Source organism: Acetobacter oryzoeni (genome assembly GCF_004014775.2).
Lineage (GTDB): Bacteria > Pseudomonadota > Alphaproteobacteria > Acetobacterales > Acetobacteraceae > Acetobacter > Acetobacter oryzoeni.
This window is the reverse complement of sequence record NZ_CP042808.1, coordinates 815590-836522: the sequence shown is the minus strand read 5'-3', so window position 1 is coordinate 836522 and position 20933 is coordinate 815590. Positions and strand designations below refer to the sequence as shown.

At 55.6% G+C, this 20933-nt stretch carries 16 protein-coding genes; 4 read left to right on the top strand and 12 right to left on the bottom strand.

Translation table 11 applies throughout. From position 1 onward, the window contains the following. Nucleotides 1–18: 18 nt before the first annotated feature. Both EOV40_RS04020 and EOV40_RS04015 read right to left on the bottom strand, forming a co-directional pair. Complete coding sequence (locus EOV40_RS04020) at nucleotides 19–546, bottom strand: hypothetical protein (protein WP_050819536.1); 528 nt, start codon at nucleotides 544–546, stop codon at nucleotides 19–21. Between the two features lie 73 nt (nucleotides 547–619). Then, nucleotides 620–994 (bottom strand): YidB family protein, encoded by a 375-nt coding sequence (locus tag EOV40_RS04015; RefSeq protein WP_050819535.1) that lies wholly within the window; start codon nucleotides 992–994, stop codon nucleotides 620–622. A gap of 241 nt (nucleotides 995–1235) precedes the next feature. Between EOV40_RS04015 and EOV40_RS04010 the strand changes: the two genes are divergently transcribed. Then, nucleotides 1236–3422: an FUSC family protein gene (locus tag EOV40_RS04010; protein ID WP_128105118.1), complete on the top strand. Its 2187-nt coding sequence runs from the start codon at nucleotides 1236–1238 to the stop codon at nucleotides 3420–3422. Between the two features lie 111 nt (nucleotides 3423–3533). After that, nucleotides 3534–5738 carry an FUSC family protein gene (locus EOV40_RS04005; protein ID WP_128105117.1) on the top strand — a complete coding sequence of 735 codons (2205 nt, stop codon included), beginning with the start codon at nucleotides 3534–3536 and terminating at the stop codon, nucleotides 5736–5738. A gap of 5 nt (nucleotides 5739–5743) precedes the next feature. On the opposite strand, the gene EOV40_RS04000 is transcribed toward EOV40_RS04005, so the two are convergent. The 10 genes from EOV40_RS04000 to EOV40_RS03955 all read right to left on the bottom strand — a co-directional run bounded on the left by EOV40_RS04000 (nucleotide 5744) and on the right by EOV40_RS03955 (nucleotide 19079). Beyond that, a complete protein-coding gene (locus EOV40_RS04000) occupies nucleotides 5744–6778 on the bottom strand; it encodes an ion channel (protein WP_087651409.1) in 1035 nt (344 codons plus the stop codon). A gap of 122 nt (nucleotides 6779–6900) precedes the next feature. Then, on the bottom strand, nucleotides 6901–8277 hold the full coding sequence (locus tag EOV40_RS03995; RefSeq protein ID WP_128105116.1) for a discoidin domain-containing protein: 1377 nt from the start codon (nucleotides 8275–8277) through the stop codon (nucleotides 6901–6903). Nucleotides 8278–8305: 28 nt separating this feature from the next. Then, on the bottom strand, nucleotides 8306–9244 hold the full coding sequence (locus EOV40_RS03990; protein WP_128105115.1) for a hypothetical protein: 939 nt from the start codon (nucleotides 9242–9244) through the stop codon (nucleotides 8306–8308). After that, nucleotides 9241–10191 carry an MlaD family protein gene (locus tag EOV40_RS03985; protein WP_050819530.1) on the bottom strand — a complete coding sequence of 317 codons (951 nt, stop codon included), beginning with the start codon at nucleotides 10189–10191 and terminating at the stop codon, nucleotides 9241–9243. The genes EOV40_RS03990 and EOV40_RS03985 overlap by 4 nt, the downstream gene beginning before the upstream one ends. Continuing rightward, on the bottom strand, nucleotides 10191–10892 hold the full coding sequence (locus EOV40_RS03980) for an ABC transporter ATP-binding protein (protein WP_003628257.1): 702 nt from the start codon (nucleotides 10890–10892) through the stop codon (nucleotides 10191–10193). Before EOV40_RS03980 ends, EOV40_RS03985 begins: the two co-directional genes overlap by 1 nt. Before the next feature lies 1 nt (nucleotide 10893). Continuing rightward, nucleotides 10894–11790, bottom strand: a complete 897-nt coding sequence (locus EOV40_RS03975; RefSeq protein WP_128105114.1) for an MlaE family ABC transporter permease — start codon at nucleotides 11788–11790, stop codon at nucleotides 10894–10896. Continuing rightward, nucleotides 11787–14105: an adenylate/guanylate cyclase domain-containing protein gene (locus EOV40_RS03970; protein ID WP_128105113.1), complete on the bottom strand. Its 2319-nt coding sequence runs from the start codon at nucleotides 14103–14105 to the stop codon at nucleotides 11787–11789. The genes EOV40_RS03975 and EOV40_RS03970 overlap by 4 nt, the downstream gene beginning before the upstream one ends. 171 nt (nucleotides 14106–14276) lie before the next feature. Continuing rightward, nucleotides 14277–15767 carry a Ppx/GppA family phosphatase gene (locus EOV40_RS03965; RefSeq protein WP_050819526.1) on the bottom strand — a complete coding sequence of 497 codons (1491 nt, stop codon included), beginning with the start codon at nucleotides 15765–15767 and terminating at the stop codon, nucleotides 14277–14279. Between the two features lie 97 nt (nucleotides 15768–15864). Then, nucleotides 15865–18150, bottom strand: a complete 2286-nt coding sequence (locus tag EOV40_RS03960; RefSeq protein ID WP_003625169.1) for an RNA degradosome polyphosphate kinase — start codon at nucleotides 18148–18150, stop codon at nucleotides 15865–15867. Nucleotides 18151–18311: 161 nt separating this feature from the next. Next, a complete protein-coding gene (locus tag EOV40_RS03955; protein WP_003625165.1) occupies nucleotides 18312–19079 on the bottom strand; it encodes a P-loop NTPase family protein in 768 nt (255 codons plus the stop codon). A gap of 111 nt (nucleotides 19080–19190) precedes the next feature. Here EOV40_RS03955 and purM point away from each other — a divergent pair, with 111 nt between their 5' ends. Together purM and purN are read left to right on the top strand one after the other, a co-directional pair. Continuing rightward, nucleotides 19191–20273 (top strand): phosphoribosylformylglycinamidine cyclo-ligase, encoded by a 1083-nt coding sequence (gene purM, locus EOV40_RS03950; RefSeq protein WP_128105112.1) that lies wholly within the window; start codon nucleotides 19191–19193, stop codon nucleotides 20271–20273. Further along, entirely contained in the window at nucleotides 20270–20893 is a 624-nt protein-coding gene (gene purN / locus EOV40_RS03945; protein WP_003628267.1) for a phosphoribosylglycinamide formyltransferase, read from the top strand. The genes purM and purN overlap by 4 nt, the downstream gene beginning before the upstream one ends. Nucleotides 20894–20933: the final 40 nt, after the last annotated feature.

Here is a 20933-nt window from a genome sequence, read left to right as displayed (position 1 = left end):
CCCATTACATTTTAAGCGTTAAAGACCGCTGCCTTCTGGGGCCATAACACGGCTCCAGATTTCTTCCTTCGCCCGGCGCTGGGGCGGACGGGGCTGGCAGGAAATAAAATACAGCCCCACTACAAAAACAATATTGGAAAACGCGTTAAACCACATAGCCGAACTAAACGTGACCGGCGATGTAATGGCTTGATAAATCACGTAAAATGTAAACGGAATAGAGATAATGCGCACGCTAATCAGCATGTAGCGCAAGGGGTTGGCTTTGCCCGGCTGCACCAATACACGCAAGCGGCCCAACCCAATAAAAAACGTAACGCACAACGCCCAGACCAGCACGTTGAAGATCATGTTTCCAAAATCATTCATGCCTGTCACAACAAACACGGCAATAATGGAAACGGCAGATAACAGCAAAGAGCCGAGCTGGCAGCTCATCCCCACTTCAAAAGCGGTCAGACGTTCTGGCAGCTTATCTGCCAAAGGCTGGCAGACATCATCCAGCAGCCAGCTATCCATGCGTTTAATGCGTTCGCCCAAATCCATGGCGTAATTCTACCGGATTCATACGCAGGATGCACGCCTTCAACACATGCGCATTGCAGGCGTGCAGAAAATATTACGCCTGTTTGGTTTCTGCACCAGTTTCTGGCAGCACGCCCTGTGGGGTCTGCTTATCTACGGCGGCTGGCAGAAAATGTGCCAGAGCTGTCAGCACGGTATCTGCTGGCAGGCCGGTTTTTTCAATCAGGTTATGCACCATATCGCTGCCCAGAATGGCGCGAATTTCATCTGGCGTGGCAGGCACGTTGCCACCCTGGCTTACCCATGAACGCACTTTATCACCCAGACCGGCCTGATCTGCCCGCGTAAGCAGCGCTTCCAGATTCTGCGGCTGTAGCAAAGATTGCAACTGCTGCTGCAATGCCCCCTGCACATCTACGCCCAGAGCGCTTTCTACCTTACCAAGAATGTTTTGAAGGAAATCAGACATCGCGCCTACTTTCGTTTATCTTACCTCTACTGCGAACATAGTATATTCACAGTATTTTTCTATCTGGGAACATGATAGCTTATATGCGCAAGATTTATAAATAATTTCCGATCCCACGCGCGTTCATCGCCGGAAGACTGATAGCTGATATGCGTCTGAACCCACAAGGAAAAAGCAGGGAATCAGGCTACCCTGTGCGGCGTTCCTCCCTGTTTTTCGTTGTCAGGATAAAATAGTCGCCGTGCCCAGTCTCCCTCTGTTTATCCTTGACCGGATCGGCCCCCTGCGCAATTTCCGCCCCCTGCACAGGCCGGGTGAACGCGGAAAAATGCCCTTTGCTTGGCTGATCTCCCCCACCCCTGCCGCTATCGGTTTTGCCGTGCGCACCACGGCCGCAGCCCTTCTGGCGTTGGTGATTGCCCTGTGGATGGAACTGGATGACCCACAATGGGCCGCCATGACTGTCTGGATTGTGGCCCAAGGCTCCCGCGGGGAAAGTCTTTCCAAAGCCCGATGGCGTCTGGTGGGCACGGCCATAGGGGTGGTGATGTCCATTACCCTTATTTCGGCCTTTAACCAGAATGCGTGGCTGTTCTTCCCCATTCTGTCCATCTGGGTTGGCGTATGCTGCACCATGGCCACATTGGTGCGTAACTTTCGTTCCTACGCACTGGTGCTGGCCGGTTATACCACCGCCATTATTGCCATTGGCGCCATTCCGCACCCAGAAAACGTGTTTATGACAGCCATGTCCCGCGCATCTTACATTGTGCTGGGCATTGTGTGTGAGGGCACGCTGGCAGGCCTGTTTGCCCATAATCTGGCAGAAACAGCACGCCGCAACATGCGCGATAAACTGCGCACAGCACTTTCCAACGTGTCCACCTCGGTTTCCAGCCTGCTGGCGGGGGATGAGGAAGCTCTGGTGCGTTCCCGCGCCATGTTTGGCCCGCTGATTTCGATTAATGACCAGATCGAGTTTTCCGAAGTGGAAATGGGCCCGCACGGGCATGAAGGGGACCACGCGCGTGCCGCACTGGCTGCGGTTTCCGTATTGCTTTCGCGCGGTTTGGGTATGGCTGTGCGCCTGCAATATGTGCAGACAGACCAGCCCGCTTTCCGCGAGACCGCAGCCCATGTGAGCGAGTTTCTGACAACCGTTCCCAACCGGCTGGATTCCGATGAAAGCGTGCAGGAATTGCTGCATGATCTGCAATTACTGCGCGCTGAATGCCATCAACGTGTGGTGGATGCGCTTTCGCAGGAAATTGACACGGCGTTTGATGACAACCCCGCAAACGATACAGATATTCCCGCCCTGCTGGATGGCCGCATCCTGCACAACGCACTGGATGAACTGCTGGGTGAACTGGAACAGGCTATCCGGGAATATGATGCCAGCCAGCACTTTATCCGTGGGGATCACTTCCACTTCCGTCTGCAAGCCCACGTAGATAAGCGCGAAGCCGTTTATAATGGCGTGCGTGCCATGGTGGCCATTACGGCTGCCGGGCTGGTGTGGGAGTGTACGGCGTGGCCCGCTGGTTTGGGCTTTATTACCTTTGTGGCCATTGTTTGCGGGCTGTTTGCAACCCGAGAAAACCCTGTTGTTGCCTCTTCACAATTCATGGTGGGTGGCATATGGGCGGCTATTGTTTCATTCTTTCTGGTGTTTCTTGTACTGCCCACAGAGGCAGATTACGAAATGCTGGTGGGCTCACTCGCCCTGCCCATGATTGCCGGCGGCCTTGCTGCCCGTAATGCTGGCACAGCACTGCATTCTGCGGCCTATACGCTGCTGCTGCCCAACTTTGTGCATCCGCTCAACCAAGGCCGGCAGAACGAAGTGGCGTGGTTTAACTCCACTGCGGCTGTGTTGTTGGGCGTGTTTTTTGCTGTGCTGATTTTCCGGGCCGTGCTGCCCTTTAACAATAATGCAGAACGCTGGCGCATGCGCCGCACCATGCTGCATGATCTGCGCACATTGGCATCGGCCGAGCCCATGCCCGAAACGCGAGACTGGATTGGCCGCAATATTGATAGGTTTGCCCGCCTAATCCGCCATGCTGGCCCCACGCCTTCCCCCACTATTGAAGGGTGTTTGCAGGGCACACTGGCAGCCATGACCATCGGGCTGAATATTATCCGTTTGCGTATGCTGCTGAAGCGCAACCAGATTCCGCCACCAGCCAAGCGCGCCATCGAAATTGTTATGAAACGTATGAGCCGCTTTACAGGTAAATATGGCCACACGGCACACGCTGCACGGGTTGCAACATCTGCCCTGCGCCGCATGGAAGCCATGGAACCCAATATTTCCACCCGTATCGAACTGACACGCGCAATTGCATATCTAATTGTGGTCTCGCACGAATTGGACGCCAACGCCGTGTTTTTGGATGCCTCCAAGCCCTATCGCGCTGTATAAACATCCTTCAAATCAAGCTGTTAAAGAGCCGGGCTTTTGTTCCGGCTCTTTTTTTGTCAGATGCTCAAGAAATTGTTATAACAACATCTTCAATCTGGGGCATCTGGCTGCGTGGTTTCATTTTCATTTCCATTACAGTGGTATCGCGGCCTGCATGCCAGAATACACAGCGGCTCATCCTTTCCGCTGGCATGGCTGATTGCCCCGGCCCCGGCTGATCTGGGCTTTGCCCTCCGCACCACCGTAGCGGCCTTTATTGCCTTAAGCCTGGCCCTGTGGATGGAAATGGACAGCCCCCAATGGGCCGCCATGACCACATGGATTGTGGCTCAGAACTCTCGCGGGCAAAGTCTTTCCAAAGCCAAATGGCGATTAATTGGTACCTGTATTGGCGCAGTAGCCGGCATTGCGTTTCTGGCTGCGCTTCCGCAGGAGCCGGGGCTTGTTTTTCCGTTTCTTGCCCTATGGGCAGGTGGTTGCTGTGCCATTGCAACATTCCTGCGCAACTTTCGGTCTTACGCGCTGGTTCTGGTGTCCTTCACCACCACCATTATTGTGCTAAGCGCAGCTAATCAGCCCGACAACGTGTTTATGATTGCGCTTTCCCGCACCACTTACATTACGCTGGGTATTGTGTGTGAAAGCCTGCTGGCCGCCCTGTTTGCCCCGCGCCTTGAACACGTGGCCCAACAGGAAATGCGAGAGCGCCTACTGGGCGCGCTACAAGGAGCATGTGCAGGTGTGCAAGGGCTGTTGCGCAACCAGCCCGATGGGCTGTTACGCTCCCGCGCCTTGTTGGGAAGTATTCCTTCACTGGCAGATCAGACAGAATTCAGTGAAATTGAAATGGGCCCCCACAACCATGCGGGAGACCACGCACGCGCCAGCCTGAATGCCGTTTCTGCCTTTCTGGCCCGTGGGATGACACTGCATATTCACATGCAGGCCGCCGCCCCCGTACCGCCAGACTTCCAGCAGGCTATTGATGATATTTGCGCGCTTCTCACCTCCTTACCGGCAGAGCTGGAACAAGATGCCACCATAAGCTCTGCCACACGGGCGCGCGCGCAAATCCGGCTTTACCGCACCCGCAGCCAACAACGCGGCATTGAGAGGCTCATACGGTTTCAACTCCTGCAACAGCAGGATGCGCCCGCCACCCAGCAGCAACGGCGCGACCTGCTGGAAGGGCGTATTCTGGAATCTGCCCTCGCCAAACTGCTGATGGAACTAGACCTCGTTCTGGAACACTTTATTGCCACCCAAGCCCCCAGCAGAGCCGACCACTTTCGATTTGACCGTCACCCTGAAAAAGATGTGCTGCTGGCCACCAATAATGGCATCCGCTCTGCAGCTGCCATTTGCGCAGGTGGCTTGTTATGGGAAGTAACAGCATGGCCCGATGGTTCTACCCTTGCCATGTTTGTGGCTGTAACCACCACACGCTTTTCTTCATTTGAAGACCCGGTACATGCGGCCAGCGGCTTTTTCCGTGGCGCGGTATGGGCGGCTGTTATTTCGTTCATTCTCAGCTTTGTGGTACTGCCTCAGCAATCTGGGGTGGAAACTCTGCTGGCATCACTCTTTTTTCCCATGCTGGTGGGCGGGCTGGCCTTACGTGCCCCAGGCAGCATTGCAGGCACAGCGGCGGCCTATAATAACTTCCTGCCCTTTATGGTGGGGCCAGCCAACCACACCCGCATGGATGAAATAACGTGGTTTAACACCACCCCCGCTGTTGTTCTGGGTATTGGGCTGGGGATATGGGCTTTCCGCCTTGTGTTGCCGTTTGATCCTGCAGGAGAACGGTGGAGGCTCCGCCGCAGAATGGTGCGTGATCTGCGCCTGATGGCCAAAGGCCGCATGACCTTTACATCTGCCCAGTGGATTGCCCGTTCGGGCGATAGGCTAGCCCAGATTATTCGCCATGCTGGCACCCATCCAAACGCTTTGGTGGAAGCCTATCTGACAGGCGCCATGAGCGCGATGACAACCGGCCTGCTGATTTTGCGCCTGCACAATGTGCTGTCTCACAAGCTTTTATCTGCCAATCAATGCCAGCAGATTACACATGTATTGGAAACAATCAGCCACATAAAAGGCTACACGCAGGCTCCTGCCCTTGCTTCTGCCCAAGCCATGCAGGCCCTGTTACCGGCTGCCATGGCAGAACGAAATCTCTCTCAACAAATAGATCTTGTGCGGGCCATCGGGGCGCTGGAAGTCTTGCGGCATGAGTTTACAGCCCATGCCACATTTATGGATGTAACCCGGCGCTTTCATCTTACCAACGCCCCAGACCGGCTGGCAGCCTAAAACCCTTAGTGCTGCTCTACATCATGGAAGCGTGTGTAATCCACGGCAATGCGACCATCAGGGCGGGACACCACAATATCTACAAACCGATGGTTATTGCGCACACGGTCAAACCTGTAAGCCGTTCTGGCAAATACGGTTTGGCCCAAGGCTTCATCCGTGCCGGTCACTGTTACAATAATTTCGGCTTCTTCGGCCTCCAGTTCTGCCATTGTCTTGCCGTGTAAGGGGCTGTCCGGCCCGATCACATGCGCCATAACAAAAGCAAACCGCAACACTGGCACATGAGACTGCACAAGCAAGAGCTGATCAAACTTGCGCACCAGATGCCCATTTTCCCCCATAACCAAGCGGGAAAGCGCTACTTCTACATCCACAGAAAGAATGACGCTGACACGCAAATTGGCAATGCGAATACACAGCGCGGGAATACCACTTTCACTGCTGACAACAGCGGTATTACTGAACATGATACGCGCACGCGGCCGGGCAAAACGGGCAAAGAGCAACCCCGTTGCCACGGCTGTCAGCATCATGCCGATAAACACTTCCAATGAGACAATGGCATTGGCGTAAATGCCTACGGGTGTCATGCCCCCGTAACCCACGGTGGAAAGTGTTTGCACACTGAAAAAGAACAGTGAAAGCAACGTATGCTGGCTATCACTCGTAATCTGGTCTGGTGCGACCATATACAGCAGCGCAAATATAAAATTGATAAGCAGGTAAGAAAACACAGCCACAGCCGTAAATGCAGGCCAGCTTGCTGTCAGGGCGTGATGGTACAGATCTGTCCATACGCTATCTTTCAGCCCCACACGCACAACATCGTGGTGGCCTTTTTCTTCCACCAGCGCGTGGGCTCTAAAACGCTTGGCGGCTTCACGCGTGCTTAAGGAAAAACGCCCGCCTTCCTTCTTTTTCTGCGCTGTGGAAGATCCGCCCACATCCTCCAGCGGCGTGTGGCGAATTTCCTTATCAAGCTGGCTTTTCTTTCTGTACCTTCGCAATAGTCTTTTCATAATCACCGCTCCACGCACCGGCCCGGTATGGGGATGCGCCCTATAGTGCGGTGATACACGGCACAGCTTGAGTGTGCCTCAACATTTCTGCATGGAACCCCTGCAAGTTCCCATAAAAAACATAATAAAATGCCACGCTTTTATTCAGAACGCCGCGCGTTTAGAAAACGTGTGGTTTTATAGATAAGTTTTTCAAAAAAACCGTTTTGCGCTCTCATACTGCCGCGCGCGCCTATCACTTCTACCTGATCCAGATGCAGCACCGTGTGCCCAAGCGCCTGCACACGCACAAAACGCGCCATAACAGGTTTGGGCAAAACCACACGCAAAGGCTGGGAATCCGCCCCGCCAAAATGCGTATCATCCCGTTTGGCAAAAACCGTGCGCCAATCCGTGCCATTATGAGAAACAAGAATATTCAGCTGCACACAGCATTCTTTCTGATCCAGCCGATTGTACAGCACAACTTCCTGCACGTTGCACATCTGCTCCAGATCAACCTGCCACCACGGATCATCTTCAAAATCTGTATGAAAACCATAGCCGCCGTTTATCAGCCCATCGTTGCCACCAGAGGCTTCACGCGCGGCATCATGAGACCATGACCATTGAGATACGGTGGACAACATGGCTGGCCGATGGCGAGAAAGAATATTCCCGGTATCCTTGTTTAAATGAAACAAGGCCTGTTCCAGCTTATCAAGCGCCTGCGCACTTACCTGCGGGGGTGCGCTGGGCTGAAACGCACAAACCTCCGCCCAATATTGCGGATAGTGCTGCTGCACATAGGCATAACCTTGCCGATAAAGTTCGGCAAAACAGCTATCACGATAATCCAGATACGTGCCCTGTGGGGTATATCCACTGTAAGACCACGTAGCCCCCACAACGCCCAAACCCGCTATAAAACGAAAATCATACTGGCTGATTTCCCCCAATGCGGAAGAGCGCTGCTGCCCTACCGGGCGTGTATGTTCTACCGGGGTGGCATCCATGATCCATATATCGCGCCAACCCAGCATCATGGGCCACAGCAGATCAAGCCCGAACCCTGTGCCTGCGCGTGAAAAGCGAAAAGTTGGCAGTGCCTGATGCAAAAAATCCCGCTGCATGCAAGGGGCCATGATTTCTGCAAATGTAGAGGCACGGGCCACAAAGTTTGTATTCTGCAATGTGGAAAGGTGGCTACAGAAAGAACCCGGGGTAAGCGCCGGCGCTGCCAATTTGGCGTTATACTGTTTGCAGGTTGCAAAAAAGCGGTTCCACGTTTCTGCCGTGGCGCGCAGATCATCATCCGGGAAGCAGATATAGTCGTACTGCTTCCAGCCATCCCATTCTGTTAGAAAACGATACAGGCCATCCCATTTATGGCCCGGCACCATCTGGCCGGTATGGCCCTGCATATCCACCGGTTGAAAGGGGCATAAAACCAGATCCCATTCTGGCGCGCCCCCTTTCAGCCATTCCGGGTGCAGGGAATGGGCACCACAGCGTGCAATCATCAGGTTCCGCTGCATTGCCCCAGCCACTTACGCCTTACACGTTTTACTGTGCGTCTTTATCTTCAAACGGACGGAGGGACACACCCCCGGCATCGCGCGCCCATGCAGCGGCTTCATCTTCAGGCGGTACGTAATTGCCTTTGTTGATGGAACCATGCGCCAGTGTTTGCGCATCCATCCGGTTCAAGCCGCTAGACTGCGCTGCTGCACTTTGTGCTGCACGCTCCCACAACGCACGGGCCTTTTGCTGATCACCCTGAGCAGAAGCAATGCGCGCAGCAAGTGCCAGTGCACGTGCCATATCACGGTAAGATCCATCGTTACGCCGCAGATCTGCTGCCTGCACGGCCAAGGCTTCTGCCTGCTGTGGTGCGGATTGGCGCAATACACGGGCCTGAATTTCCGCCTGATCTGCCTGCTGCGTGGCAGAAAGCGGCTTTTTAAGGCTGCCAAGATAGGCCGCAGCTTTTTGCAGATTGGCGCTATCGGATTGCGCATCTGCCGCCAGCCCCAGCACCAAAGCCGCCCTGCCTGCCAAAGCACTATCGGATGACTGCATAGCCTGCGTGGCAGATGATATGGCCGAACTGTAATGGCCCAACCTGTAATGGGCAGCAGCCTCTACCAGATCAAGCGAATAAAGCTGCGTTTGCCCACGCACACCGGCGGCCTGCCGTGTGGCCTGTGCTGTTTGCAACGCTTTATCCGGCGTGTTTGCAGCCAGTTGCGCCACGGCCAGATCATACCCGGCCTCGGTTATCGCGCTTACATCATCCCGCAGCAAAGCCAGATCTGCGGCTTTGCGATACTGCGTAACGGCTACGGTATAACGCCCGAGCTCAAAGGAATCTCGCCCGGCTGTCATGGCCTGATCCCACGCGGCATCATCCTGCGCGGTGGGTTTATCCTGTGCAGCGCCACCGCACCCGGCCAGCAGTAAAGGCAGGCACAAAACAGCCGCAGCGGAAGAAAAATACCTCATGGCCGCACCTGCTTTGGTGACAGACGGTTATGCCGTACCACTTTTTGCCCCCCCAGCAGCCACATGCCGCGCAGTTGGTCTGTTAGTTTTTCCAGCCCATAAAGTGTGGTTTGCGCCTGCGCCAGCAATGCTGGCAGATCTGCGGTGCTGGCATCCAGATTAGCCGCAATACCCGGCAGATGCGGTGTGGCCCCCTTCAGATCGCGCGAGGCCCCTTTCAGGTTTGCCACCGTGGCATCGGTTTTGTTCATGATGCCGGAAATCTGGTTTTCAATCGGTTTCAGACGGTCAATCACCCCATTGAGCGAAACAATGGTAGCTTCGGCCTGTTTGATCAGCTGATCATTCGTCATCAACTGCCCAACGGTGCCTTTGCCTGCGTGCATATCGCTAATGGTGCCATCAAGCTGCGCCATCATATGCCGCGCACTTGCCAGTGCGGGCATAATTTCTGCCTGAATACTGTTAAGCGTGGCGGTAATCTGGTCTGCCGGGTTGGGGGCTGGCGTTGCGCTTACAACAGCGTAGCTCCAATCCATAGGCTCCCCATGCCCACGGCTGAGGTCCAGATAAGCGGCGCCGGTTACAATAAGCTGTTTACGGATAATGGCCGAACTATCACGCCGGATAAATGGCTTGGCCTGCGGGTCCAGATCCACCAAGGCATACATGTTGCCCGATGGGTTGAGCTTGATGGAACGAATGGTGCCGGCATGGGCACCCATAAGCTGCACATCGCCCCCAACCGTAAGGCCACCCACGCCAGAAGCTGGCAGCACCACACGCAAGCGCGCAGGTGGGGTAAGCCAATCTCGCAGCACGCCGGCTTCAATCACCGCGCCTGCAAAAATAACAAGGCTGAGAAGAACAAGAAATCCAACCCATTCATCTGCATAACGCAGAGAAATAAGAGGTTTCACTTTCTGTCTTAAGCGGAGCTGGAACATTATGCCATCCGTACTGCTACTAGGCCATCATCAGCAAGACGCCATGTGGAGGTAATACCCTGCCGGTAACTTTGCCAAACGGCATTGCTGCGCACCAGCCAGATTACGCCTGCCCCTCTATCCCGCGCTTCTGTAATTGAAGACAGGAAAGAGGTGTACAGTTCGGGCGGGCCACCCTCCAGCGGGTCTTCCAAAAGCAGCAGATGCGGCTGCCCCATAAAAGCCCGCACGCATGAAACGCGCGTAAGATCCGTATCTGAAAGCAGGGATGGGCTGACCGTGGGCACACCCGGCAGACCAAAACTTTCTGAACGCCGCACAGCCTCTGCCACCAGATCATCCAAAGTGCGGGTGGTGTGGTGCAACTGCTGCAAAATAATACCCAGATGTGTGGGCATAAACTCCGCCCAACTGGCGCGGCGGGTAATGCGCCCGATACGCCCGCGCAGAGCGTTAAGCTCCCGATCCTGCAGGTTGGCCCAATCCAGCCCCATAAAGCTGACCTGCCCGCTTTCCAATTCCACCATGCCGCTGCACAAATCTGCAAACATGGTGGCGCGGCTTGGGTCTCGCGCTTCCACAATCATACATTCGCCGGGCATCAGCTTCATGTTGAAGGGCACTGGCGGCAAGCCGCTATCCTCAAATGAGGGCACTGCCTTATTCAGTTCCAGAAGTGGGCCTGCTGAATACGTCTCCATCTTACAGATCCAGACTGAACAGAACGCTCACCATCATCACAATCAGCATCCCGCGGGAAAAACCGCGTGGCAGCAAGGTGCGCAGTGAATCTTCGTTGGTGGCGGTCAGGCCCGTCAGGCAGCCGCCAAGCCCCACCACAAAACCAACCATGATGAACTTAAGCGGAATAACGGCATAATCCGTGACAGACATGGCCGCAGCCACATCATCCAGAAATGTCCAGATCGGGTTGGTGATCACGCCGGAAATACGGCTCATCACATACCCGGTTATCAGCGATGACATGGAGAACAGAATACCCAGCGTAAACCCGGCCACGGTAAACGCCAGCGTGCGTGGCAGCACCAGCATCAGGAACGGGTCCATCCCCACAGACTGCATGGAGCGCACCTGCCCACCAATGGTCAGCAGCCCCAGCTCTGTGGCAGACAGCATGCCATTGCGCCCCAGCAGCAGAATACCGACCAGAATGGGCGCAATTTCACGGATAACCACATTTACCAGAATGGAGCCTGTCATTTTGGCAAGGCCCGTAAGACCCAACCAGTAAATGACCTGAGAAACAGCCGCCACACCTGTAAGCATACCGGCAAACAGTGAAGCGCTAACACCACCGCCGATAATGTTGTTCATGGTGGTTACAAATTCGTACCGCACGGTGCGGCGCCATGCGTGAGAGCGGAAGCTCTCAAAAATAACGCCCCAGCCTGCCCCCAGAACAACCAGAAAAAACCGGGCCTGCCTACGCACAAGCCGGCCGATCCATGCCAGCTTCCTGCGTATCCATTCATGCAACGGAACGCGCTTGGCGGGCTTGTGCGCATCTGTTTGCAGAATCAGATCTGGTTCATCATCCGACGGCGTGTTGGGGCCGCCTGTCTGCTGGCTCCCACTCATCGCCTTGCCGCCAATGTATAGGCACGCCCCAGCCCCAGATGCGGCGCAAAGAAGGACCCACGGCTACGGAACAGGTATCTGTCACGCAGCACGCCATAAACACGCTCTGTTACCTGAATGGTGCCGGGGTCTGCCGCGCCCTGTGCCATCAGCTCGGCCAGAGAGACCGTTTGCCCCCACAGGTTAAACACCTTGGGTTCGTTCCCTACCGCACCACCAAATGCCGGGCCGTAATCAATACCCATGGTAAACACCGGCTCCAGATCTGCTGCGGCCAGTGATGCCATAAAGATTTCACGCATTTTAAGTGCAGCATCTGCAACGCGCACAATGGCCGTAACATCTGGCGTGGGCAGACAGCCTGCCATGCAGATCATACGGTGGCCGGCCACTTCCACGGCAAACAGTTTTTCTTCCTGCGCGACGGACTGCACATCTGCCGCCAGCTGATTGATAAGTGCAATCAGGGCCTCAGTTTCTTTTTCCCCTTCCACCACGGGATCAGAGAACGTGATGACCAACACAGCAACAGATGGATAAATGCTGGCAGATGTAACGGCAGCGGCTTCTGGCGCCTTCATCAGCATATTATCAGATTTGGGCGCGGGCACATCCAGCGTAGCCACCTGCTGCCCGGCATCTACAATCTTGCCAGTTTGCGTATTCAGCAATTGTGCCTGTGCCGCAAAACGCAGGGCGGCCACGCCGGCCATCAGATCAAGGAAGTACAGCAGATGCGGCTGCAGATGCGGATCTTCCAGCATGATCGCACCTTCCACCCCATGCGGGCCATGTACGGGGCAAACGGCCAATGCCTTTGTGCCCAACTCACGCATGGTCAAACGTTCAAACCGCGTGGTGCGCGGATCTACGGCTGCATTTTCAACCGAGAACGCATTGCCTTCTTCAATGGCGGAAAAGAATGGTCCCAGTTCTGTACGGGCCATTTCAAACCCGCCGGAATGTGTGTTTTGCGTTTGGTCATACGCATCTTCACACACCATTGCCGCACCATCGTGCAAAAAGCGCCAAAGCGTGGCACGCCGGGCACCTGTTACAAGCGTTAGCTGCTCTGTCAGGCTCAGGGGTTCCACAGTGGGGTCAAACAGACGCGGGGCAACGGCCACCTGCTGCACAGCAGAACTTTCGCGCTGAATCTGCTCTTTCTGCTTCACCAACAGGCGCGTGCTGGACTCTGTGCGCCGCACCTGCCGCACCAGCAACCCTGCAAGCACAAGCGAGAAAACCGTGATAATGGCCAAAAACTGCAAGCTCTGGTGGCTGCTTTGGCGTGCAAAGGACCCGAAATCACTTTCGGGAGCGGCCATCAGCAAAATCCAGCTATCAGAATAGCGCGGCAAAGCTGCGGCAATGGTGATGTAATCTGTGCCATCCCACGTAACATGCCGCGGCCCAACACCACGCACACGGTAGTGATCATACCCCAATGCAAACACCGGGTAGGCTTTGCGGTCCAGCACCATTTTATCCGGGTCCCACCCGGCGGCCTTGGCCTGCTGCGTAAGATTTTTGCCGGCAATAAACAGGCCCCGGCTATCCACAATCATAGCGGAGCCGGTCTTACCAACCTTGATCTGATCCAGATACGAGCTGAGTTCGTTGAGCGAAATATTGGTCGCAAACACCATTGTATGGCCAGCATCTGTCTTGAACCGTAAGGAACTGGTCATGACAAACTGGCTGGTGGTGGGGAACAGATGCGGCTTGGTCCATGTTACCTTATCTGTTCCGGCTGTATTCTTGTACCAATCACGCGTGCGTGGGTCATACCCCTTGGCATCTTCTTCCGTTTCGGAAATTTTCTGCCCGCTATCATCCCAGAACGCATGATGGAAATATGTGTGGCCGTTTTTTTCAATCAGACGCACATGTTCCTGCACGCCCTTTTGCGCTGCACGGGCGATGAGCATGAAATGCCCTTCATCATCCGCCAGATAAAAGGACTGAAGCTGCGGGATCTTGCGCAGCATGGTGCTGCCGTAGGAATAGAAAACCTTGTCTTCCACCTGCGCAGGGGCATGTTCGATCATGCCAGAGGCAATCAGGTTACCGGTAGCGGCTGGCAGAATGTAATCTGTAACCTGCTGCACAATATATTGCTGCACAGCACCCATAAGCTGGTGCGTAAGGGTAGAAACACCCTCCTTGGTGGTACGGTATGAATTGACACCTACCAGCGCAATGGCCAGCACGGCCATAACCGTAACAACAAAGGGTAGAACAAGATGCAGCAGAACTCTTCGGACAGAAGCATCGTGTTGGACTGTGGGATCTATGATCTCTTCAGAAGCCACGAGATAAGGTTCCGCTGCTTTACCGGTTATTCAAAACCTGATTCTGGCGGACAGTTACAGCAAAACCGGCCAACCCACCGCGCCACTGCACCATATCAGGATGTATAAACCGTAATGTGCCCCGATAGGTGGGGGTTGTCCACCCCGCACCTGTATCCTGTCTAGGGCATATCAACCAAGCAGTTCAATCTCGAAACGTGTTGCAACACCCAAGGCCTGGCCCAGACGTTCCAACCCGCGGCGCACGCTTTCCCCTTTTACCGCCACGCGGGCAGATGTCAGAATAAGCACCAGCGCATCTTCTTCCCATTCAAGGGATGTGCCTTCCAGCAACCGCCCGGCACCGCCGGAAAGAGAATACGCCAGACGCAGGGCCAACCCCAGCACCACAGCACTTTTCCAGTCCTGATCACTCAATAATGCACGAGATGTTGCCAGAAAAGGGGCCTGCTGATCTGCGGCATAACGGACAGCCAGCGCCAGCGCCAACCATGCGCGGGAAGGATGATCAAACCCACCACTTTGCACTCGCAGGATACGCCAATATGTCTGCTCGGCCCGATATTCCGGGTGATCGTGGCTGCCGATATCAGACAGATAACATGCCAGATGACGCAGATATTTTTCTTCCGCCGTTTCCTCCGGCCGCAAAAAATCTGTCCACTGCATCAAGGCATAGGGAAGCGAGTTGCTGCGCCCAAAACGGGCGCACATTTCACGCGCCACCACGTCCATCGGGTTCTGGGCCAGAATATCCGGCGCAACGTTGAGCATGTACCAGCCCTCGCGCAGGCCATCCACGCAAAAGACGATCTTGTCCGGCTGCACCTTTTTCATCAGCCGCCGCAATACCATGGCGGCAAAAGGTGTATCATCCAACCGTTTGCGGGGCGCACCGGGCAGACGTTCCAGACTGCGGCGCGAGCTGTTTTGCAGCCAGCCCGTCATCTCCCGCGCTTCCTGCACATCCATTGTATAATAGTGCACGATGTTGAGCGGATATTGCGTGCGCGCAATCTGAAGCCGCGCCAACGCACGAAAAGCCCCACCCACCAGATAAAGCGTGCTGCCTTTTACCTTGGGCAGCCATTCTACGCCGCCAATATCCTTATCTGCCAGTGTTTTGGCTTTATCCAGATCTCGGCCAGAACGGTCTGCCAGCCGGATCATCCCCAGTGGCAGGGTTGTGGCATCATGCCGCCCTTGTGGCGTCAGGTGAATAAGCTCCAAAGAGCCACCGCCCACATCGGCCACCAATCCGGATGCACCGGGAATACCGCACATAACGCCTATGGCGGAATGATCGGCTTCTTCCTTACCGGAAAGAATGCGGATAGGCACACCGGGCATGCTTTCACGCAGGGTTTGCACAAAAGCTGGGCCATTGCTGGCATCCCGCACAGCGGCGGTTGCCAGAATTTCAAACGGATCGGCCTTCATGGCGCGGGCAATGGCATGGAAGCGGCTGAGCACTTCCTTGGCCATTTCCACGCCTTCTTCATTCAGCTTCCCGGTTTCGGTCAGCCCACGCCCCAAACGCAGCACGGCTTTTTCATTGAAAATGGGAAGTGGATTGCGCGAACGCCCTTCAAAAACCACAAGCCTTACGGAATTGGAGCCAAGATCCACCACTGCGGAACGGCACGGTTGATCAGCCTCCATCAGAAGCCCCTCCCCGTTTGCAAAAACTGACTGCGCAGCTTGGAACAACGGGGATGAGATAATCCCGACGCAAGAAAAAAGCTCATGATTTCAGACATCAATCTATCAGCAAGTCCTGTGAAGAGGTCAAAGATGCCGGGGCCCGGATGGGTGTGTCATGCGCGGCGGAGCCGCGTCCGGAAAGTGAAGGATGTGTCATAAACCATTCATGCGCGGAAAAAGGTCGGTTTCCGGGGTTTACGCGCCGCCATTCTCCATTCTGTTCCAGCATCCATGATTGTAGGGTATCGCGAATGTTGGACACCATGATCTGGCCCAAAACCTGCGCGTGCACAGTCGGGTTGGTAATGGGCACCATGCTTTCCACACGCCAGTCCATGTTCCGCGTCATCCAGTCTGCCGAGGAAATAAAGACCTTGGCATAGCGCGATGGCAGGCGATGTTCGTTCCCAAACACAAAAATGCGCGAATGTTCCAAAAAGCGCCCGACAATGGATTTAATGCGGATATTTTCTGAAAGCCCCGGCACGCCGGGCCGCAGGCAGCAGATGCCGCGGATAACACCTACAATCTTCACCCCTGCGCAGGAGGCTTTGTACAGGCAATCAATCAGTTCCGGGTCCACCAGCGCATTCATCTTCAGCCAGATGCTGCCCGGTTTACCTGCCTTAACGTGATCAATTTCTTCCTGAATCAGTTCCTTCAACGTGCTGCGGATGGTGATGGGGGAAAAAGCAATTTTCTCCATCTGCGCAGGCATGGCGTAGCCTGTTACGTAATTGAACAGGCGTGCAGAATCCCGCGCCAATGCCGGATCACACGTAAAGAAGGAAAGATCTGTATAAATACGGGCGGTGATGGGGTGATAATTGCCCGTGCCAAAATGTGCGTAAGAGCGCACAAGCCCGCCTTCACGCCGCACCACAAGGCTGAGCTTGGCGTGGGTTTTCAAATCCGCAAAACCAAACACCACCTGCACGCCCGCAGCTTCCAGCGCGCGGGAAAGGCGAATATTGGCTTCCTCATCAAACCGGGCGCGCAATTCCACCATGGCGGTAACGGACTTGCCGGCTTCTGCCGCCTCAATCAGCGCTTTCACAATAGGTGAATCGCGCGAGGTGCGATACAGCGTCTGCTTAATGGCAATTACGTTGGGGTCCAGCGCAGCCTGCCGCAGGAACTGCACCACCACATCAAAGCTTTCAAACGGGTGATGCACCAGCAGATCTTTGGCGCGAATGGCGGCAAAGCAATCACCATTAAAATCCCGGATACGTTCGGGAAAGCGCGGGGTGTAGGGCGGGAACAGCAGATCCGGCCGATCATCCACAATCATCTGCTTCAGATCCACCACCCCGATCATGCCGGAATGCACGGCAATTTCATCGGGCGGCAAATCAAGGTCCGAGGCAATGGCTTCTGCCAGTTCCGTCGGCACCCGCTTTTCCATATCCAGATGGATCACCACACCACGGCGGCGGCGCTTCAATGCTGTTTCATAGGAGCGGACAAGGTCTTCTGCCTCGTCTTCAAATTCCACGTCGGTGTCACGCACCACGCGCAGCACGCCGCTTTCACCCACTTCCAGACCATCAAACAGACGGTCAATAAACAGGGTAATCAGATCTTCCAGACGGAAGAAGCGCACCTTTGGCGGGGTTGCGGCATCCGTTGCCGGAGTGGGAGATGGCAGACGAATAAAACGCTCTATCTGCGCAGGCAGCAGAATAAGGGCGTTCATGGCGAACAGGCCCGTATCTGCATAAAGCAGGCGCAAACCCAGTGCCAAACCCATATTGGGGATAAACGGCAGAGGATGTGCCGGGTCCACTGCAAGAGGTGTAAGAACCGGGAACACCCTGTCCATAAAGATTTTGGCCAGATGCTCCTTATCAGCATCCGTCAGCGCATCTGGCTCACACAGCTCTACGCCAGCTTCTGCCAGCAGGCCGCGCAGTTCTGTCCAGATTCGCTGCTGTTCACGCAGCAGGCGGGCGCAGCGTTCACGCACAGCCTCAAGCTGTTGGGCTGGAGTACGGCCATCGGGTGAGAGTTTGGTCAGCCCCTCACGCACCTGTCCGACAAGCCCGGCCACACGGACGGAATAGAACTCATCCAGATTGCTGGCGCTGATAGATAAAAAGCGCAGGCGTTCCAGCAAGGGGTTGCGGGCGTTATCGGCCTCTTCCACCACACGCTGGTTGAAATCCAGCCAAGATAGCTCGCGGTTAATAAACCGTTCCGGCATTTCCAGAGTGATCTTCCGCTCTGCCGTTTTTCTGCTCTGGCGCGGTTGGCGGGTAGACGGTTTTCTGGGCGCTGCTTTTCGGGCTGGTGAACGAGCTTTTACAGGGGCCTGCTCTTTTTTATCCTGCGCCGTCACGTTTCTTCCTTTCCTTGTGCTGCATCATGCGCCCCGTTTCCCGCCTTGGGGCAAGCAAAGCTTTACGCAAACACGGCTGGCGCGAAAAGTTCAGCTCATCATTCTGATGAATGATGTCATAAAACTGAAACATCACAACACGTCTGAAGCGAATATATTCATTATTCTTCCCGTGCCAGCAGACTTTCCAGCACATTCGCAGCCAAGGCGCGCGTAATGCGCCCGCCCGATTCTAATGCGGCCTGGTCCAGCATGGCCACACAATCGCGCACAGCACTTGCCCGGCGTGGCAGGCGGCGCAACAGCCATTCTGTAACCTGCGCCCCCACCACAATCTGGCGTTCAGCCAACAGCCGCAGCAAAAGGCGGTGCAACAGCCCCTCTTCCGCCGGGCCCAACGGTACGGACGCGGTGGCCCGCAGACGGCTTGCCAAATCTGGCAGCACAACCGGCCAGCGGGCTGGTGGCCTGCGCGCTGCCATTAACAAGGCCACACGCCGCTCCCGCGCCAGATTGATAAGGTGCAGCAGGTCTCGCTCATTGGGCACTTTATCGGCATTATCCAATGCAGCGGCACGAAACCCGCCATCCTCAAACAGCATTGCGGCTTCATGCGTGTTCAGGCGGCTGCCCTCCATAATGGGTGCGCCATAACGGCCCGCCCAAATGGAAAGAAGATGCGTTTTGCCCGTGCCACTTTCTCCCCACAGGGCCATGCGGCCTTCTGGCCAACGCGCAGCGGCTTCTGCATCCAACACCCATGCCCGTGCCGCCGCATTGGAGGGTGCTGCCACAAAGTCCGACCTTCCGAATCGGGGGCGATGCGCAAAAGGCAAGGCAATCTGTTCTGCCTCGTTGGCCTCATTTTGGCGCTTTTGCCCACCCGAAGGCGCGTTTAAGGGGCTTTTTGTTTCATCAATCCGTGTCATGCCGCTTTGCGCGCCGCTTCTCCTGCCGTAAAGACTGTCCTCGAGCGGGAATCCTAACCCACCCTGTCCCGCACATCGACCCTTATTCTCATTCGGACCAAGAGCACGCGCATGACGTCTTCACCTAGCACCCCTTCCTCCGGCCTCACTTACCGTGATTCCGGCGTGGACATTGAAGCAGGCGAAGCCCTTGTTGACGCCATTCGCCCGGCGGCCAAAGCCACAGACCGCCCCGGCACAATGGGGGGCCTTGGCGGATTTGGCGCACTGTTTGATCTGAAGGCCGCCGGCTTTAAAGACCCCGTGCTTGTTTCCTGCACAGATGGCGTAGGCACCAAGCTGACACTGGCCATTGATAATGACCTGCACGAAACCGTGGGCATTGATCTGGTAGCCATGTGTGTGAACGATCTGATCGTGCAGGGGGCTGAACCTCTGTTCTTTCTGGATTACTTCGCCACGGGCCGTCTGTCTGTTAACAGCGCTACCAAGGTTGTGCGCGGTATTGCCACCGGGTGCGAACAGTCTGGCTGCGCCCTTGTAGGCGGTGAAACAGCAGAAATGCCCGGCATGTATGCCGATGGGCACTATGATCTGGCTGGTTTTTCCGTTGGTGCGGCAGAACGCGGCGCGCTCCTGCCCGCAGGCATTGCAGAAGGTGATGCGCTTATTGCGCTGCCCTCCTCTGGCGTGCATTCCAATGGCTTCTCTTTGGTGCGGCGCATTGTGGCAGACGCCCATCTAGCATGGACAGACCCCGCAGCCTTTGCTCCGGGCAAAACCCTTGGTGAAGCATTTTTAGAACCCACACGCCTGTATGTGCGCCCGGTTCTGGCTTTGCATAAAGCAGGCCTGCTGCATGGTGCGGCTCACATTACTGGCGGTGGCCTACCCGGCAATCTGCCCCGCGTGCTGCCTGATGGTTTGGATGCCGTGATTGATCAGGAATGGCCTGTGGCACCTGTATTCAAATGGCTGGCCCGTACCGGCAATGTGGATACAGAAGAAATGCTGCGTGTGTTCAACTGCGGTATCGGCATGATCCTGATTACCCCAGAACCCGATGCCGTTCTGGCCCGCCTGCATGATATGGGTGAACCGGCCGTACGCATTGGCCATATTGCCAAAGCAGCCTCCCCCACTGCCAAGCCTGATCTGAAAATGCAGGCCACGCCGGATTTTCGCGCAGCATGAGCGTTGAAAAAACACCCATTGCCATTTTGATCAGCGGCCGGGGCAGCAATGCCACGGCCTTGATCCGCGCGTGTGAAGATCCTTCCTTTCCTGCCCGCATCTGCCTTGTTTTAAGCAACAACCCGGATGCACCGGGGCTGGAAATGGCTAAAAAAGCGGGCCTGCGCACGCTGGCCATCAACCATCGCGATTTTGGCAAAGACCGTGAAGCGCATGAGCGCGCAGTGCATGCGGCCCTGACAGAAGCTGGTGCTCAGGCTATCTGCCTTGCGGGTTATATGCGTCTGCTCACCCCGTTTTTAACCGGCGCATGGGCTGGCCGGATGCTGAACATCCACCCTAGCCTGCTGCCTGTGTTCCCTGGCCTGCATACGCATGAACGTGCGCTGCAAGCGGGCGTGCGCGTGCATGGATGCACTGTGCATCTGGTAACAGAAGGCATGGATGAAGGGCCTATTCTGGGCCAGGCCGCTGTGCCTGTTCTGCCGGGTGATACCGCAGATACACTTGGGGCCCGCGTTCTGCGGCAGGAACACCAGCTTTACCCGCAAGTGCTCCGCCACTTTCTGCTTCAACGCCCTGTTTCTGCTCCGGCAGAGTGCGCCCTGCTTGTTGGGTAAGGCGCTTTTTCTCTTTCTGTTTTCCTGAACGGTTCTGACA